Source organism: Pseudomonas sp. PH1b (assembly GCF_000633395.1).
Lineage (GTDB): Bacteria > Pseudomonadota > Gammaproteobacteria > Pseudomonadales > Pseudomonadaceae > Aquipseudomonas.
This window is the reverse complement of record NZ_AYMU01000002.1, coordinates 649139-665393: the sequence shown is the minus strand read 5'-3', so window position 1 is coordinate 665393 and position 16255 is coordinate 649139. Positions and strand designations below refer to the sequence as shown.

Annotated in this window: 17 protein-coding genes; 11 read left to right on the top strand and 6 right to left on the bottom strand. The window is 63.1% G+C overall.

Features of this window, described 5'->3' with window-relative positions; genetic code table 11:
* The first annotated feature begins 491 nt into the window (after positions 1 to 491).
* Both rhtA and U873_RS0105600 read left to right on the top strand, forming a co-directional pair.
* A complete protein-coding gene (gene rhtA / locus U873_RS0105605) occupies positions 492 to 1379 on the top strand; it encodes a threonine/homoserine exporter RhtA (RefSeq protein WP_025127302.1) in 888 nt (295 codons plus the stop codon).
* 158 nt (positions 1380 to 1537) lie between these two features.
* Positions 1538 to 1819: a hypothetical protein gene (locus U873_RS0105600; protein WP_025127301.1), complete on the top strand. Its 282-nt coding sequence runs from the start codon at positions 1538 to 1540 to the stop codon at positions 1817 to 1819.
* Between the two features lie 9 nt (positions 1820 to 1828).
* On the opposite strand, the gene U873_RS0105595 is transcribed toward U873_RS0105600, so the two are convergent.
* A complete protein-coding gene (locus U873_RS0105595) occupies positions 1829 to 2398 on the bottom strand; it encodes a TetR/AcrR family transcriptional regulator (protein WP_025127300.1) in 570 nt (189 codons plus the stop codon).
* 93 nt (positions 2399 to 2491) lie between these two features.
* Between U873_RS0105595 and U873_RS34245 the strand changes: the two genes are divergently transcribed.
* Positions 2492 to 3283, top strand: a complete 792-nt coding sequence (locus tag U873_RS34245; RefSeq protein WP_371261280.1) for an SDR family oxidoreductase — start codon at positions 2492 to 2494, stop codon at positions 3281 to 3283.
* On the top strand, positions 3280 to 3876 hold the full coding sequence (locus tag U873_RS0105585; RefSeq protein WP_025127299.1) for a 2-hydroxychromene-2-carboxylate isomerase: 597 nt from the start codon (positions 3280 to 3282) through the stop codon (positions 3874 to 3876). Before U873_RS34245 ends, U873_RS0105585 begins: the two co-directional genes overlap by 4 nt.
* Before the next feature lie 78 nt (positions 3877 to 3954).
* On the opposite strand, the gene U873_RS0105580 is transcribed toward U873_RS0105585, so the two are convergent.
* From U873_RS0105580 to U873_RS0105560, 4 genes are all read right to left on the bottom strand, one after another.
* Positions 3955 to 5763 carry an aminopeptidase P family protein gene (locus tag U873_RS0105580; RefSeq protein WP_025127298.1) on the bottom strand — a complete coding sequence of 603 codons (1809 nt, stop codon included), beginning with the start codon at positions 5761 to 5763 and terminating at the stop codon, positions 3955 to 3957.
* A 55-nt stretch (positions 5764 to 5818) separates the two neighbouring features.
* Positions 5819 to 6988 (bottom strand): aminotransferase class V-fold PLP-dependent enzyme, encoded by a 1170-nt coding sequence (locus U873_RS0105575; RefSeq protein ID WP_025127297.1) that lies wholly within the window; start codon positions 6986 to 6988, stop codon positions 5819 to 5821.
* Positions 6989 to 7197: 209 nt separating this feature from the next.
* Positions 7198 to 7812 carry a LysE family translocator gene (locus U873_RS0105565; RefSeq protein WP_025127296.1) on the bottom strand — a complete coding sequence of 205 codons (615 nt, stop codon included), beginning with the start codon at positions 7810 to 7812 and terminating at the stop codon, positions 7198 to 7200.
* A gap of 103 nt (positions 7813 to 7915) precedes the next feature.
* A complete protein-coding gene (locus U873_RS0105560) occupies positions 7916 to 8176 on the bottom strand; it encodes a hypothetical protein (RefSeq protein ID WP_025127295.1) in 261 nt (86 codons plus the stop codon).
* A 395-nt stretch (positions 8177 to 8571) separates the two neighbouring features.
* On the opposite strand from U873_RS0105560, the gene msuE reads away from it, so the two are divergent.
* The 4 genes from msuE (at position 8572) to U873_RS0105535 (ending at position 12678) form a co-directional block, all read left to right on the top strand.
* Positions 8572 to 9135, top strand: a complete 564-nt coding sequence (gene msuE, locus U873_RS0105550; RefSeq protein WP_025127294.1) for an FMN reductase — start codon at positions 8572 to 8574, stop codon at positions 9133 to 9135.
* A 9-nt stretch (positions 9136 to 9144) separates the two neighbouring features.
* Positions 9145 to 10290, top strand: a complete 1146-nt coding sequence (gene ssuD / locus U873_RS0105545) for an FMNH2-dependent alkanesulfonate monooxygenase (protein WP_025127293.1) — start codon at positions 9145 to 9147, stop codon at positions 10288 to 10290.
* A gap of 80 nt (positions 10291 to 10370) precedes the next feature.
* Positions 10371 to 11558, top strand: a complete 1188-nt coding sequence (locus U873_RS0105540) for an acyl-CoA dehydrogenase family protein (protein ID WP_025127292.1) — start codon at positions 10371 to 10373, stop codon at positions 11556 to 11558.
* A 22-nt stretch (positions 11559 to 11580) separates the two neighbouring features.
* Positions 11581 to 12678, top strand: coding sequence for a sigma-54-dependent Fis family transcriptional regulator (locus U873_RS0105535; protein WP_025127291.1), 1098 nt, complete (start codon positions 11581 to 11583; stop codon positions 12676 to 12678).
* Here U873_RS0105535 and U873_RS0105530 read toward each other — a convergent pair.
* On the bottom strand, positions 12675 to 13040 hold the full coding sequence (locus tag U873_RS0105530; protein WP_025127290.1) for an antibiotic biosynthesis monooxygenase: 366 nt from the start codon (positions 13038 to 13040) through the stop codon (positions 12675 to 12677). The genes U873_RS0105535 and U873_RS0105530 overlap by 4 nt on opposite strands.
* Before the next feature lie 109 nt (positions 13041 to 13149).
* Between U873_RS0105530 and soxR the strand changes: the two genes are divergently transcribed.
* The 3 genes from soxR to U873_RS0105515 all read left to right on the top strand — a co-directional run bounded on the left by soxR (position 13150) and on the right by U873_RS0105515 (position 16255).
* Complete coding sequence (gene soxR, locus U873_RS0105525) at positions 13150 to 13629, top strand: redox-sensitive transcriptional activator SoxR (RefSeq protein ID WP_025127289.1); 480 nt, start codon at positions 13150 to 13152, stop codon at positions 13627 to 13629.
* Between the two features lie 146 nt (positions 13630 to 13775).
* Positions 13776 to 15614, top strand: coding sequence for an AAA family ATPase (locus U873_RS0105520; RefSeq protein WP_025127288.1), 1839 nt, complete (start codon positions 13776 to 13778; stop codon positions 15612 to 15614).
* On the top strand, positions 15611 to 16255 hold the full coding sequence (locus U873_RS0105515) for a 4Fe-4S single cluster domain-containing protein (RefSeq protein ID WP_025127287.1): 645 nt from the start codon (positions 15611 to 15613) through the stop codon (positions 16253 to 16255). Before U873_RS0105520 ends, U873_RS0105515 begins: the two co-directional genes overlap by 4 nt.

Sequence of the window (16255 nt, the reverse complement as noted above, 5' to 3'; positions counted from 1 at the left end):
GTCAAGTGATTTTTTAAGAAGCTTTCAAAGTTTCGCTTGGAAATCCTTAACAACTTCAACCACTTGCGCTTCCGATCTCTCGTTAGCGGGAGGCGAATTCTACAGCGTTACACGCTGCTGTCAACACCTCTTTTTCACCGCTTTCGACCGAGAGGATCGAATCGCTAATAGGGCGAAAACACACTGCCTTATTAACTGCTTCTGGCTTCGATGAACTGAAGCGTAACCGCTGTCGAAAACTGTGTAACTCGTTGAGTTTCAAGGAGTTTTCCGTTTCGACTGCGCCGGAAGTGGGGCGAATTATAGACCTGTAGAATCTGCCGTCAACCCTTAATTTGATTTTTCTATGACTCAACGCAAAACAGCCTCACCAGCACTTCTATATAGAAGCGCAAAAAAGACTATGCGCACTATATTGCTCATCCCTCATTAGTTGAGCATCATGGTCAGGGCCCCGCCTCCTCTTTCCCAACACTCTGGATGAACCCTGCATGAACGACCAACCGCGCAGTCTTGCCTCGACCTTGTTCCCGGTAGGCCTGCTGCTTATTGCCATGGCCTCGATTCAATCAGGAGCTTCGCTGGCCAAGAGCATGTTCCCTGTGGTTGGCGCACAAGGCACAACCACCCTGCGGCTGATTTTCGCCAGCATCATCATGCTGCTTCTCTTGAGGCCTTGGCGCGCCAAGTTCACCAGCAAGACCCTGCGCACCGTGATCGTCTATGGGATGGCCCTGGGTGGCATGAACTTCCTCTTCTATATGTCACTGAGAACCGTGCCCCTGGGAATTGCCGTAGCCCTGGAGTTCACCGGCCCTCTTGCTGTCGCTATCTACGCCTCGCGCAAGGCCATCGACTTTCTTTGGATCGCATTGGCCATCGTTGGCCTGCTATTGCTGATTCCCACCGGCGCCACCGAAACCCCCATCGACCTGGTGGGCGCAGGCTATGCACTGGGCGCGGGTATCTGCTGGGCACTGTACATTCTGTTCGGACAAAAGGCTGGCGCCGAGAACGGCATCCAAACCGCAGCACTCGGGGTGATGATTGCAGCACTCTTCGTCGCCCCCATCGGCATCGTTCACGCCGGCGCTGCATTGCTGACCCCCTCATTGATCCCCGTCGCGCTGGCGGTCGCCATTTTGTCCACCGCCCTTCCCTACAGCCTGGAAATGGTTGCCCTCACACGGATGCCAGCTCGTACCTTTGGCACCCTGATGAGCATCGAACCCGCCTTTGGCGCACTCTCCGGCCTGCTGTTTTTGCACGAATACCTGTCCCTGGCCCAATGGATGGCAATCGCCTGCATTATCCTGGCTTCTGTGGGAGCAACCCTGACCATGCGCCGCGAATCCAAACCTTTAGTTGCAGTTGATTGATGTTCAACTCTGGTAATTAGCGCTCATTTAGGCCATGTTTAGTCGGCTACTCAACGTCGGCCATGGAGTTGTCAGACAGGGATATCGCAAACGCAAAAGACGACAGGTAATGCAGTCACACTCGGGCATCAGATCCGAGGCTAGCGATAAGGACGGGGATGAAACGATTTTTGATACTGTTGGCCGTACTTGCCATTGCAGGCTGTGCTGCGACCGCTAAAACCGAAGTCAAACGGGGTAAGAAAGGACTCCACATCAACTGCTCGGGCCTGTCCTCTTCCTGGGACAAGTGCTACACCAAAGCAGCCGAATCCTGCGGCCCCAAAGGCTACAAGGTGATCGCCAAGTCCGGTGACGGCGTGGAAGATCCAGGGGATTACCCCTTTGGCCTCAACCCTGCCGGCTATACCAGCCGCAGCATGATCGTCATCTGCAAATAGCAGTAAGAGTCAATCGGCAGACAACCGCTCCAGTTGCCCAATGATTTGTTCATGACTCGACGCCAAGACCTGGCGCTGAATGTTCGGATTCACCAGCATTCGCGCCACCACCAGCGCACCGACGCATTGCGAGAGGATCGACCAGGCCAGGCTCTCACTGCCCAAGGTCTGTGCCCAGGCCTGCTGCAGACGGCAGATCCAGCCTTCAGCCTCCTGGCGTACCTCAAGGCTTCCCCGGGCAATCTCCGCTCCCAACGCTGGAATCGCGCACCCGGCCCCCGGCTGCTGCAGATGCGCCACACTCAGGTACTGCTTCAGGCAACGCCGCAGTTTTTCCTGATTCTGCTGCCGCTCGCCGCCCAGACGCTCCAGGCTCTGGCTCAGCTCGCGCTCGACGATCGAGCCGAATAGCTCATCCTTGGATGCAAAGTGACTGTAGAAAGCCCCTCCACTGAGGCCGATGGCCTTCATCAAGGCATCGACCCCTACCGTGGAGAAACCTTCGTTCTTGGCCTGCACCGCACTGCTTTGCAACAAGCGCTCGCGGGTTTCCTGTTTGTGACTGGCTGAATAACGCATCCCCTGGCGAGCTCCCGAGTTCTCTTGACGATCGAAAAATCATAGCATAACGTTCGTTTAGTTAACGATCGTTTACCAAAGAGCGAGCAACCCATGACTGCAAACTTGAACAAGAAGAAAGTCGTCCTGGTGGTCGGTGCCGGTGATGCCACCGGCGGGGCCATTGCCAAGCGTTTTGCCGCAGAAGGTTTTGTGGCCTGCATGACACGACGCAGTGCAGACAAGCTGCAACCACTAGTGGAGGCCATCCAGCAAACCGGCGCCGAAGCTCATGGTTTTGCCTGCGATGCGCGCAAAGAAGAGGAAGTGATTGCGCTGATCGAGCAGATCGAAACCCAGGTCGGCCCGATTGAAGCCTTCGTTTTCAACATCGGCGCCAACGTGCCCTGCAGCATCCTCGAGGAAACCGCCCGCAAGTATTTCAAGATCTGGGAAATGGCCTGTTTCTCGGGTTTTCTCAATGCTCGCGAGGTGGCCAAGCGCATGGTCACGCGCCAACGCGGCACCATCCTCTTTACCGGAGCCACCGCCGGGGTTCGCGGCGCCGCCGGTTTCGCCGCCTTCGCCGGAGCCAAGCACGGTATTCGTGCCTTGGCCCAGAGCATGGCTCGGGAACTGGGCCCCCTGAACATTCATGTTGGCCATGTCATCGTCGACGGCGCTATCGATACCGACTTCATCCGCACCAGCTTCCCCGAGAAATACGCCCTCAAGGATCAGGACGGCATCCTCAATCCCGAGCACATTGCCGAGAACTACTGGTACCTGCACAGCCAGCCTCGGGACGCCTGGACCTTCGAACTGGACCTTCGAACTGGACCTTCGCCCCTGGAACGAACGCTGGTAATCCCTTTCATAACAACAATCAGGGAGTCTGAACCATGAGTAAAACCGTCGAGTTCTTTTTCGACCTGGGCAGCCCGACCGCCTACCTGGCCAACAGCCAACTGCCAAAGATCTGCGCCCAGACCGACAGCCAACTGATCTACCAGCCCATGCTCTTGGGCGGCGTCTTCAAGAGCACCGGCAATGCCTCCCCCATCAGCGTCCCCGCCAAAGGACGTTACATGCTGCACGACCTGGCGCGCTTCGCTCGGCGCTATGAGGTGGAGCTCAATTTCAACCCGCACTTTCCCATCAATACCCTGCTGCTGATGCGAGCGGTAACCGGGGTGCAGATGCACCTGCCAGAACGCTTCGTCGAGTTCATCGACTGCCTGTTCCGCGCACTCTGGGTCGACAAGCGCAACCTCAACGATGCCGCCACCGTGACCCAGGTCCTGGAACAAGGCGGCTTCGATCCGCAACAGATCCTCGACTTCAGCAATGACGAAGAGGTCAAGGCGCGGCTCAAGGAGAAGACCGATCAAGCACTGAAACGTGGAGTATTCGGCGCCCCCAGCATGTTCGTGGGTGACGAGCTGTTCTTTGGCCAGGACCGCCTGGACTTCGTTCGTGAGGCCTTGGGCCGGCAATAGTCGCCAGCCTCCCTGGCGACTGCGGCTCGCCAGGGAAACTCACCGACATCACCCGCATTGCGCGGGTGATGCGCTCTTTCAAATGGCTGCGGTCCGCGCCTGCAACCACTCCAGTGCCGCCCCTTTGAGCAACGGCTCCAGACGCCGATGCACCTCGGCATGGTAGGCGTTGAACCACTCACGCTCATCCTCGGTGAGCAATGACGGTTCCAGGCACCGGGTATCGATCGGACACAGGGTCAGGGTTTCAAAACGCAGGAACTCGCCAAACTCGGTACTGCCCGCCTCACGATTCAACACCAGGTTCTCGATCCGCACCCCCCAGCGCCCGGGGCGGTAGGTGCCTGGCTCGATGGAGGTGATCATTCCCGGCTGCATGGCGGTTTGCGGTGCCGGCGCCGCCTGGTAGGCAATCACCTGCGGGCCTTCGTGCACATTGAGGAAATAGCCGACGCCGTGCCCCGTGCCATGACCGTAATCCACCCCTTCGGCCCAGATCGGCGCGCGGGCGATGGCATCCAGCAAGGGCGAAAGAATACCCCGTGGGAACTGTGCCCGGGACAAGGCGATCACGCCCTTGAGCACCCGGGTGCAATCGAGCTTCTGCTCAACCGTCGGGGTCCCGACCGGCACCATGCGCGTGATGTCGGTCGTGCCGCCCAGGTACTGGCCACCGGAGTCGATCAGCAGCAGCCCATCGCCCTCGATCACTGCGTGCTCTTGAGGCGTTGCGTGGTAATGCGGCATCGCGCCATTGGCGTTGAACGCGGCAATGGTATTGAAGCTCAACGAGACATAGCCCGGACGCCGTTCACGGGCCGCGGTCAGGTGTTCATCGATGGTCAGCTCGGTAACACGCTCGCGCCCCAGGGCGCTTTCCAGCCAGGCGAAAAACTCGCAGAGGGCCGCCCCGTCCTGCTCCATGGCCTGTCGAATGTGCTCGGCATCGGCCAGGCTCTTGCGCGACTTGGCCAGAGTGGTGGGGTTGAGCCCTTCCAGCAGTTTCACGTCGGGGTTGAGATTCTCCAGCAAACCGGCCGTGACCCGCGCCGGATCGATCTGCAAGGTCGCGCCAGCGGGAACCCCACGCAGCGCCGCGGCCACTTCCGAGTAGTCGCGCAGGCTGACGCCATCGGCCTCGAGCACCGCGCGCAAAGGCGCATCGACCTTGCTCAGGGCCACGAACAAGGTGGCCTGCTGCTGGCTGACCAGTGCGAAGGAGACAAACACGGGGTTGAAGGAAACATCGGCGCCACGCAGGTTGAACAACCAGGCAATGTCATCGAGGGTGGCGATGAAATGCCAGTCCGCGCCGCGCTCCTGCAGGGTTTCCCGAAGTTTGCCGAGTTTTTCCACCCGGCTCGACGTGGCCTGCGGCGGCAGGTGTTGATAGACCGGCTGATCAGGCAGCGCCGGCCGATCCGCCCAGGCGTCCTGGAGCAGGTCGATGTCGGTGCGCAGGCGAGCCCCGCGCTCTTGCAGCTTGCCGCCCAGGGTCCGGGCCGAAGCCACGGCCATGACCGCACCATCCACTGCGACCACCGCGCCTGGCGGGGCCTGCTCGGCCAGCCAGTCCAATGGACCGGGCTGGCCCGGCTGCAATTTCACCAGTTCGATACCGCTGCCCTTGAGCTCCTTGCCGGCCTGCTCCCAGTAACGGCTGTCTGCCCAGACCCCGGCGAAATCCGCGGTCACGATCAAGGTGCCCACCGAGCCATGAAAGCCCGACAGCCACTGGCGCCCCTGCCAGTAGCCCGGCAGGTATTCCGACAGGTGCGGGTCCGCCGAGGGCACCAGCAAGGCATGAATGCCCTCGCGGCTCATCAACTGGCGAATGTGCGCAAGGCGCTGGGGGACCACTCCATTGGTCGTAGGCTGCGTACTCATTGTGTCTCCTTAACCGGCTTAATCATTGTTATGGAAGGTTGCAATCACGCAACCCTCAAGACGGGGCTCCGGCCCAGAATGCCGGAGCTATGGCGGTTGACGCCTTGATCAATTGTGCAGCCCGATCCACATCCTGCTCGGTGGTGAAACGCCCGAGGCTCAAGCGGATGGTCCTGCCCGCCAGGCGCGCATCATGCCCCAGGGCCAGCAATACATGGGAAGGCGAGTTACTTGCCGAATTGCACGCTGAGGTCGCGGAAAATGCCAGGGACGCACTCAATGCCGCCGAGTCGAATTCACCCTCGCTGAAGGTCAGGCTCAAAGTGTGGGGAATGCGTTGGCTGGCACTGCCATTCAAGCTCAGGCCGGCGATGCCCGCCAGTTGCTCCAGCAGGCGCTGGCGCAGGCGGATGATGGTCGCGGTTTCTTCCGCGAACAACGCTTGGGCCAAGGCAAAGGCCGCGCCCATGGCGGCAATCTGATGAGTGGCCAGGGTGCCGGAGCGCAGACCGCCCTCGTGGCCGCCGCCATGGATCTGCGCCAGCAGCCGCTGCTGCGCCCGGGGCCCGACGTACAAGGCACCGATCCCCTTGGGGCCATACAGCTTGTGGGCGGAAAACGACATCAGGTCCACCGGCCATTGCGCCAGGTCGATGGCCACCTTGCCCGCGCCCTGGGCCGCATCCACGTGCAACAGCGCACCATGCTCACGCACTGCCTGGCCAATCGCCTGGACATCGTTGAGGGTGCCCAGCTCGTTGTTGACCAGCATCAGGGACACCAGGAAGGTGTCATCGCGCAAGGCTTCGCTGACCGCCCGGGCGCTGATCAGGCCCTCGGCATCCGGCACCAGGTAGGTCACCGCCACACCGGCGTCCTGCAACTGCCGGGCGGTATCAAGTACCGCCTTGTGTTCAATCTGACTGGTAATGATGTGCCCGCCGCTCACGCCCCGGGCCTGCATCACGCCCTTGAGCGCCAGGTTGTTGGACTCGGTGGCGCCAGAGGTCCAGACGATCTGCTCGGGCTGCGAGCCCACCAACTGCGCCACCTGCTGCCGGGCAAGTTCGACACTGCGCCGGGCCTCCTGGCCGAAGGCATGGGAACTGGAGGCCGGGTTGCCGAAATTGGCATCGAACCCCAGGCACCCCAGCATCACCTGGATGACCCGCTCATCCACCGGCGTGGTGGCGGCATAGTCGAAATAAAGAGGACGCTTGTTCATGACAGAAGACCCGCAGAGCTTGTTCCAGGATCGGGGGGGTCGCCAGAGGCAGTGCAGAAACGCGCCGTCCACAGAGGCCGCGTCAACAGCCAGCACTCAAGCAATATCCGATCGGATGCCGTTAAAGAAGGACAACTTCGTTTAAAAGTGCGTAGGAACGCTCCTGGCACGCAGCTTAACAGGCTCGGGGCAAAGCATTGAAGCACCGCTCAACTCAGGCGTTCAAAGAGTAACGGTGCCAGGGAAAGCACCAGCAGCATGGCCATCCCCAGATTGAACAGGCGCAGCCAGCGCGGGTTGCGCAACATATTGCGCAACAGGCTGCCACAGGCCGCCCAGAGGCTGACCGTGGGTGCGTTGATCAAGGCGAACACCGCGGCGATCACCAGCACATTGCTGAAGTAGCCCTGCAACGGGGTGTAGGTACTGATGGCTCCCACCGCCATCACCCAGGCCTTGGGGTTGACCCACTGGAACGCCGCCGCGCTCCAGTAGCCCATGGGTTGCCCCCGGCTCTGTTGGTCATCGGCCAGAGGGCCGGAACGGGCGATCTTCCACGCCAGGTACAGCAGGTACGCCGCGCCGACATAACGCAGCACCCGGTACAGCACTGGATAAGTCTCGAACACCGCCCCCAGGCCCAGGCCGACGGCCAGTACCAGCACGAAGAAACCGCAGCTAATGCCGAGGATATGCGGGATCGAACGGTTGAAACCGAAGTTCACCCCCGAGGCCAGCAACAGGGTGTTGTTGGGGCCGGGGGTAATGGAAGTGACCAGGGCAAACAGGGCGAATGCCAACAGCAGGTCGAGAGAAAGGGTCATGGCTGCACGGTCCTGGGCAAGGTCGATCTGGCCTCGACCCTACGCCTGCGCCTGCCTGAAACCCACGGACAGTTGCACAAAACTTCGGCCAGTACAGTTGCGCTCAACTGGCCGGATGCGGGCGACTGACATTGCGCTGTGCGCTCATTTCACCCTGGCCATCAAACACTGCAGGGCGGTCAAGCAGCTCGGCCTTTTTCTGCTGGTACTCCTCGAATGACAGGCCGCGACGGTTCAAGGCTTCCATCGCCAGTTCCCGGGTTTCCTGCGCCGTGTAAGGACGCAGTTCGGGAGCACCGGGGCTGGCACAGCCGGCCAGCACACTTAAAACCAACATCAGCAGAACAACCGAATAAGCCTTCATGGCGAGCACCTGGAGCGGGTTGCGAACAATGAACACAGGCTACTCGCCGGCCAGCGGGGGCAAAAATCATCCCGCTCGATAGTCGCTATCGACTGTTCAACAGCCCCGGGCCCGCACTTCATATTCGATAAAGACCTATAAATATCTAAAAAAGCTCTTTTGAGGAATAACGACAAGCCTTTATAACAGCCATGGCGTGACCCAACTGTTGCTTGGGCAACTGTTGGCCAGGCAACAGCCAATCAACAAAACCAGGTTCCGGCAACAGCGATCGGCCACCGCCGATAGCGCCAGAAGCCCCGGACTACAAGGCCTGGACAGATTGGTACAGCTCTTGCTCCTGAGCCTGGTACAGGCCATGGCTCGCCGAGCCACTGTTTAAAAAGGAACCGATCATGTCTCGCCCCTTGAACGTCGTTGCCCTCTCCGGTGGAACCTGGCGTCCGTCCCGGACCCTGGTGCTGACCCAGGCCCTGCTGGCCGAACTGTCCGGGCACCTGCCCATCGCCAGCCACCTGATCGAACTGGGCGAGATTGCCCGTCCGTTGGGCGCAGCCCTGTCGCGCCAGGAACTGCCGGCCGAAGTCGAGGCAGAGCTACAGGCCATCGAAAACGCCGACCTGTTGATCGTCGCCGCCCCGGTGTATCGCGGTTCCTACCCAGGCCTGCTCAAGCACCTGTTCGACCTGATCGACCTCAACGCCCTGATCAACACCCCAGTGCTGCTGGCCGCCACCGGTGGCAGCGAGCGCCATGCCCTGGTCCTGGATCACCAACTGCGCCCGCTGTTCAGTTTCTTCCAGGCCCTGACCCTGCCGATTGGCGTGTACGCCACCGAAGCCGATTTCAGCAATTACCAGATCACCAGTGAGCTATTGAAGGCACGCATCCAACTGGCCACCGAGCGGGCCGCGCCGCTGTTCGGCGCCCACCCCAAACACCTGCTGAAAAGCGCCTGAGGAGCTTGCATGGACGTGTTCTGGTTTCTACCGACCCACGGCGACGGCCATTACCTGGGCACCACCCAGGGCGCCCGCCCGGTCACCCTCAATTACCTCAAGCAGGTGGCCCAGGCCGCCGACAGCCTGGGTTACCACGGCGTGCTGATTCCCACCGGGCGCTCTTGCGAGGACTCCTGGGTCATCGCCTCGGCCCTGGTGCCGCTGACCGAGCGCCTGCGCTACCTGGTGGCGATCCGCCCGGGGATCATCTCGCCTACCGTGTCCGCACGCATGGCGGCAACCCTGGACCGGCTGTCCAACGGCCGCTTGCTGATCAACGTGGTCACCGGCGGCGACCCGGACGAGAACCGTGGCGACGGCAGCTTCCTCAGCCACAGCGAACGCTACGAGGTCACCGACGAATTCCTGAGCATCTGGCGCCGCGTGCTGCAAGGCGAGTCGGTGGACTTCCACGGCAAGCACCTGCACGTGCAGAACGCCAAGGCGCTGTATCCACCGGTGCAGAAACCCTACCCGCCACTGTATTTCGGCGGTTCCTCCGAGGCCGCCCATGAACTGGCCGCCGACCAGGTGGATGTCTACCTGACCTGGGGCGAGCCTCCGGCTGCGGTGGCCGAAAAACTCGCCGACGTGCGCCAGCGTGCGGCACGCAAGGGGCGCCAGGTGAAGTTCGGCATTCGCCTGCATGTGATCGTGCGCGAGACCGAGGAGCAAGCCTGGGCGGCCGCCGACCAACTGATCGAACACATCAGCGACGAGACCATCGCCGCCGCCCAGCAGTCCTTCTCGCGCTTCGACTCCGAGGGCCAGCGGCGCATGGCGGCGCTGCATGACGGGCGCCGCGACAACCTGCGGATCGCGCCCAACCTCTGGGCCGGTGTCGGCCTGGTGCGGGGCGGCGCCGGCACCGCCCTGGTGGGCAACCCGCAGCAAGTGGCGCAGCGCATCAAGGAATACGCCGACTTGGGCATCGAGAGTTTCATTTTCTCCGGCTACCCCCATCTGGAAGAGGCCTATCGCTTTGCCGAACTGGTGTTCCCGCTGCTGCCGCAACCCTACGCCAGCCTCGCCGGCCGTGGCGTCACCAACCTGACCGGGCCGTTCGGCGAAATGATCGCCAACGATGTGCTGCCCGCCCACGCCAAGGCCTGATCGATGCCGCTGGCCGTCCGCAAGCCCTTGCGCACCGCCGTAGGCCGGCCTCCCCTGCCCCTACCGATGAGGAACACCGCGTGACTGCCAAACCGCAAAGCGCCCTGTTATCCCCCTTGCACACCGCCCGCCAACTGGCCGCCGAGTTTGCCCTGACCGCCGTCGAACGCGACGAGCGCGGTGGCACCCCCAAGGCCGAGCGCGATGCCCTGCGCCACAGCGGCCTGCTGGCCCTGAGCATCCCTACCCAGTTCGGCGGCCTGGGCGCCCCCTGGAGCGAGACCCTGAACATCGTTCGCGAGTTCGCCCGGGTCGACAGTTCCATCGCCCACGTCTTCGGCTTCCACCACCTGATGCTGGCCACCGTGCGCCTGTTCGCCCGGCCCGAGCAATGGCAACCCTGGTTCGAGCAGACCGCGCGCAAGAACTGGTTCTGGGGCAACGCCCTCAACCCACTGGACACCCGCACCGTCGTGAAGAACCTCGGCGGCTGGCGCGAGTTTTCCGGCAAGAAGAGCTTTTGTTCCGGCGCCACCGACTCGGAAATGCTCATCGCCTCGGCGGTGGATGAAAGCAACGGCGGCAAGCTGCTGATCGCCGCGATTCCCAGTGGCCGCAGCGGCATCACCCTGCACAACGACTGGAACAACATGGGCCAGCGCCAGACCGACAGCGGCAGCGCCAGCTTCGAACGGGTGCGGGTGGAAGAGTCGGAACTGCTGCTGGACCCAGGCCCCCTGAGCACGCCGTTCGCCTGCCTGCGGCCCCTGATCGCCCAGTTGACCTTCACCCATATGTTCCTCGGCATCGCCGAAGGCGCCTTTGCGGAAGCCCGGCACTACACCCTCAGCGAAACCCGGGCCTGGCATAAATCCAGCGCCCAGGAGGTGCATCAGGATCCTTATATCCTCAGCCACTACGGGGATTTCTGGGTCGCCCTGGAAGGCATCCGCCTGTTGGTGGAACGGGCCGCCGCGCAGTTGGACCAGGCCTGGGCCAAGGGCCCGGCCCTGAGTGCCGAGGAACGCGGGCACCTGGCCACGGCCATCGCCACCGCCAAGGTCGCCGCCAGCCGCCAGGGCCTGGAACTGTGCAGCCGGCTGTTCGAAGTCACCGGCGCCCGCTCGACCCACGCCTCCCTGCGCCTGGACCGCCACTGGCGCAACCTGCGCACCCAGACCCTGCACGACCCGCTGGACTACAAGCTTCACGAACTGGGCGATTGGGCGCTGAACCAGGCCCTGCCGACGCCGACCTTCTATTCCTAGCCTTCTGTCCCGGAGAGTGCCGATGCGGCTTCTGACCCTACCCCCCTCCCCCGCCCTGGCGACCTCGATCCGCGCCACGGCGCAAGTGTTCGAAGACCCCAAGTCCCAGGCCCTGCTGGCGCACCTGCAGCAGGTGGCGCCGAGCGAAGCCAGCGTGCTGATCATCGGCGAGACCGGGACCGGCAAAGAGCTGGTGGCCCGCCATATCCACAACCTCAGCGCCCGGCGCAACCGCCCCTTCGTCGCGGTGAATTGCGGCGCCTTTTCCGAATCCCTGGTGGAGGCGGAACTGTTCGGCCATGAAAAAGGCGCCTTCACCGGCGCCCTCAGCGCCAAGGCCGGCTGGTTCGAGGAGGCCGACGGCGGCACCCTGTTCCTCGACGAGATCGGCGACCTGCCCATGGCCATCCAGGTCAAGCTGCTGCGGGTGTTGCAGGAGCGCGAAGTGGTGCGCCTGGGCTCGCGCAAGAGCATTCCCATCGACGTACGGGTGTTGGCGGCGACCAACGTGCAGCTGGAAAAGGCCATCAACGCCGGTCACTTTCGCGAAGACCTGTACTACCGCCTGGACGTGGTCAGCCTGGAGCTGAGCCCCTTGCGCGAGCGCCCCGGCGACATCCTGCCGCTGACCCGGCATTTCATCGAGGCCTACAGCCAGCGCCTGGGCTACGGCCGTATCAGCATCAGCCAGGAGGCCGAGCACAAGCTCAGAGGCTACAGCTGGCCGGGCAACATCCGCGAGCTGGAAAACGTCATCCACCACACCCTGCTGATTTGCCGCAACGGCGTCATCGAACACAGCGACCTGCGCCTGTCGAACATGCGCATCGAACGCGCCGACGACCACCCGAGCCACGACGACTCCGCCGAGGCCCTGCTGGAGCGCGCTTTTCAGAAACTCTTTGCGGAACAGGCCGGGGCCCTGCACGAAAAGGTCGAGGACGCCCTGCTGCGCGCGGCCTACCGCTTCAGCCACTACAACCAGGTACACACCGCCAACCTGCTGGGCCTGAGCCGCAATGTCACCCGCACCCGGCTGATCAAGATCGGCGAACTGGCGGTGAACAAGCGCCGCTCCGCACAGCAGCCCAACGAGCGCACCCTGCAACTGTCGATCTAGCCCAGCAGGTGGCAGTGCAAGGCATTGTCAGGGCTGCGGGCGATACTGCTCAGCACCTGGAACGAGCCGAAGGTCACGGTCTTGGCCTGGTGGGCGAGGATCAGTTGCCAGAAATCCAGCTCGCCACTCTCGATGCGCTGGAAGGCCGCCTCACCGGCCTCCCGCGACTGCCACTGCAGGTAGTTGAGCACCCGCCGGCCATCGTCGCTGGCCTGCACACTGGCACTCAAAAAGCCGCCATAACCCTGGGCCAGGCGCTCGCTCTGCTCGGCCAGGGCCGACACCAGGGCCTGCTGCTGGTGAGGCTCGATCTCGAATTCGATCAATTGGGTGAAGCTGCGGTTTCTCTCAAACGATGCCATGGACGACTCCCCACTGCGCTGATAGCGAATCTTGTGATTGAATGCGCTGCAGGGTAAAACCTCTAGTTAAGTCAAGGTCAAGCCCCTTTTTTCACACCGGTAGCTTCTGATGATCGAACACGATGCCGTGCACAAGGAACTCAGCGTCGGCCAACTCGCCGCTCGCAGCGGCGTGGCGGTGACTGCGCTGCACTTCTATGAAACTAAGGGCCTGATCAGCAGCAACCGCAACCCGGGCAACCAGCGGCGCTACCCGCGCTCGATGCTGCGCCGGGTGGCCCTGATCAAAGTGGCGCAACGCTTGGGGATTCCCCTGGCGGAGATCGGCCGGGCCCTGGCGACCCTGCCTGTCGACCGCTCCCCCAGCGCCGCAGACTGGCGACGTTTGTCGGAACAATGGAGCCGCGAGCTGGACGAGCGCATCCACCAGTTGAACCAGCTGCGCGAACGCCTGAACCTGTGCATCGGCTGCGGCTGCCTGTCGATGGAGGGCTGCCCGCTGCGCAATCAGGATGATTACTTGGGAGAGGACGGCGCCGGCGCCCGCTTGCTCGAGCCCGGTGCTCCAGCGGATGCCCCAGGGCAGTAGCCTGCGCCGCATGCCCGAGCCTGCTGCCCTAGGCCGCCGGTTCCCACGCACAAGCAGAGTCATGCAAGAAGACGCCCGAAGCATCGTAAGTAAAAACTTCCCTATGCTAATGTCGCCTCCTGCTTCCTACGACGAGCCTCGCTTCCATGCCAAGGACTGCCCCTTACGAAAAGCCGCGCTGGCTGCGCGACCTGTTGCGCTTCCTGCCCCTGAAAAGTCAGTTCGTGCTGTCCGGCAATGTCCGCGACCTGCAGGCCAGTGAAGTCGCTCCCGGCACCATCACCCCACAACCCTTCAACCTCAACCTGCGGGACGAACTGCTGGCCGCCGGCTACAGCCAGGTGCTCAGCTGGGACCCGCTGAAGGGGCTATCGGTGTTGCTGCCACCGGGCAGCGACCCGGCCCAGGCCGACACCCTGTTGCGCGAGTTGGGCCTGACCCCGGTGGAGGGCGCCGCCCCCGCGGGCCTGGATCTGCTGGCGGCGACCTTGCCGCGCCTGGTGGCGCGCCAGGGCGAGCCCTTGGCCCTGATCGTCGACTTCGCCTCCCGGCTGGTGGTGCGCAACGACGCCCTGAGCGCCGCCGAACATCAACTGTTCACCCAGGCCCTGGTGCTGTCCCACCAGGCCCGTAGCCGGCCGGCCGGAGAGCAGCGCACACCGTTTTTCAACAGCATCATCTGGGTGGTGGAAAAGGAAGGCGACCTGCCCGACTGGATGCTTATCGACAACCCGCGGCTACGGCAGATCCCCGTGTCCAAACCGGATCAGCAAGCCCGCCAGGCCCTGGCACCGGCGCTGCTGCGCGGTTTGCCCGGGGCCCAGGAGGCCAGTGACGAAAGCCGCGACCAGGCACTGCGCGCCTTTGTCGAAAATACCGAAGGCCTGCTGCTGCTCGACCTCAATGCCATCGTGCAGTTGGCCCGGGTCGAAGGCCTGCCCCTGGAACGCATTGCCGACGCCGTGCGCCGCTACAAGGTCGGGGTCACCGAAGACCCCTGGCTGAAGATCGACCGCCAGCGCATCCGCCAGGCCGACGACTTCATCCGCCAGCGGGTCAAGGGCCAGGGCCACGCCGTGACCCACATGCTGGATATCGTCAAGCGCGCCATGACCGGGGTCGGCGCCAGCCGCAAGGGCAATCGGCCCCGGGGCGTGGCGTTTTTGGCCGGGCCCACCGGGGTCGGCAAGACCGAGCTGGCGAAAACCATCACCAGCCTGCTGTTCGGCGATGAAAGTGCCTACATCCGTTTCGATATGTCGGAATTCAGTGCCGAACATGCCGACCAGCGCCTGGTGGGCGCCCCACCCGGCTACGTCGGTTACGACGTGGGCGGCGAGCTGACCAACGCGATCCGCGAGAAGCCGTTCAGCGTGGTGCTGTTCGACGAAATCGAAAAGGCCCATCCGCGCATCCTCGACAAGTTCCTGCAGATCCTCGATGACGGCGTACTGACCTCCGGCCGGGGCGACCGGGTGTACTTCTCCGAGGCGCTGATCGTCTTCACCTCCAACCTGGGCATCTACCGCCAGGGCGACAACGGCGAGCGGGTGGCCAACGTGCAACCCGGCGAAGCCTTCGAAGCGGTCCAGGGCAAGGTCCAGGGGGAAATCGAACGCTACTTCAAACTGGTGCTCAACCGCCCGGAGATCCTCAACCGGATCGGCGAGAACATCATCGTCTTCGACTTCATCCGGCCAGACATCGCCGAGCAGATCTTCCAGCAGATGGTCGGCAATATCCTTGCCGACCTGGCGGCCCAGTCCCTGCACGTCCAGCTCGATGACAGCTCCCTGCAGCAACTTCGCCAGCTGTGCCTGGGGGACCTGTCCAACGGTGGCCGGGGCATTCGCAACCAGCTCGAAGCGCACCTGCTCAACCCCCTGGCTCGCGCCCTGTTCGACCAGGACGCCCAGCCGGGCCAGCACTTCGAAGTCCGCCAGTTGCAACAGGGCGGCCTGTCGCTGTTAAGCCGCGAGCCGTGAACATCAGCCTGTCGCGGGTCCATTTCCCGGTCACCACCCTGGGGCCGGGGCAACGCCTGGGCCTGTGGTTCCAGGGCTGCAGCATCCGCTGCCCGGGGTGTATTTCCGCGGACACCTGGGGCCCGGGCAAGCAGCCGCTGCCCTTGCAACAACTGCTGCACGACCTGCAACCCTGGCTGGCCCAGGCCGAGGGCATCACCCTGTCCGGCGGCGAACCCTTCGATCAGCCCGACGCCCTGCTGGCGCTGCTTCAAGGGCTGCGCCAGCGCACCCCGGTGGACATCCTGGCCTACAGCGGCCATCCCCTGGAACGCCTGCAGCCGCTCCTGCACCAAGCCGACGGCCTGCTGGATGCGCTGATCTGCGACCCGTTCGAGCAACAACAGGCGCAAACGCTGGTCCTACGGGGCAGCGACAATCAGCGCCTAGTCCTGTTGACCGAGCTGGGCCGCCAGCGCCTGTCTGCCTACCAGCGCCCCCTGCAAGCCGAAGACCGGGCCCTGGACCTGATGTTCGACGACGATGGCAGCATCTGGATGGCCGGAATCCCGCGCCGGGACGATGTACTGCGCCTGCGCGACCTGCTCCACAACCAGGGCCATCAACTGCAGATCAGTGCCCACACCTCACGCCGCCGTTAA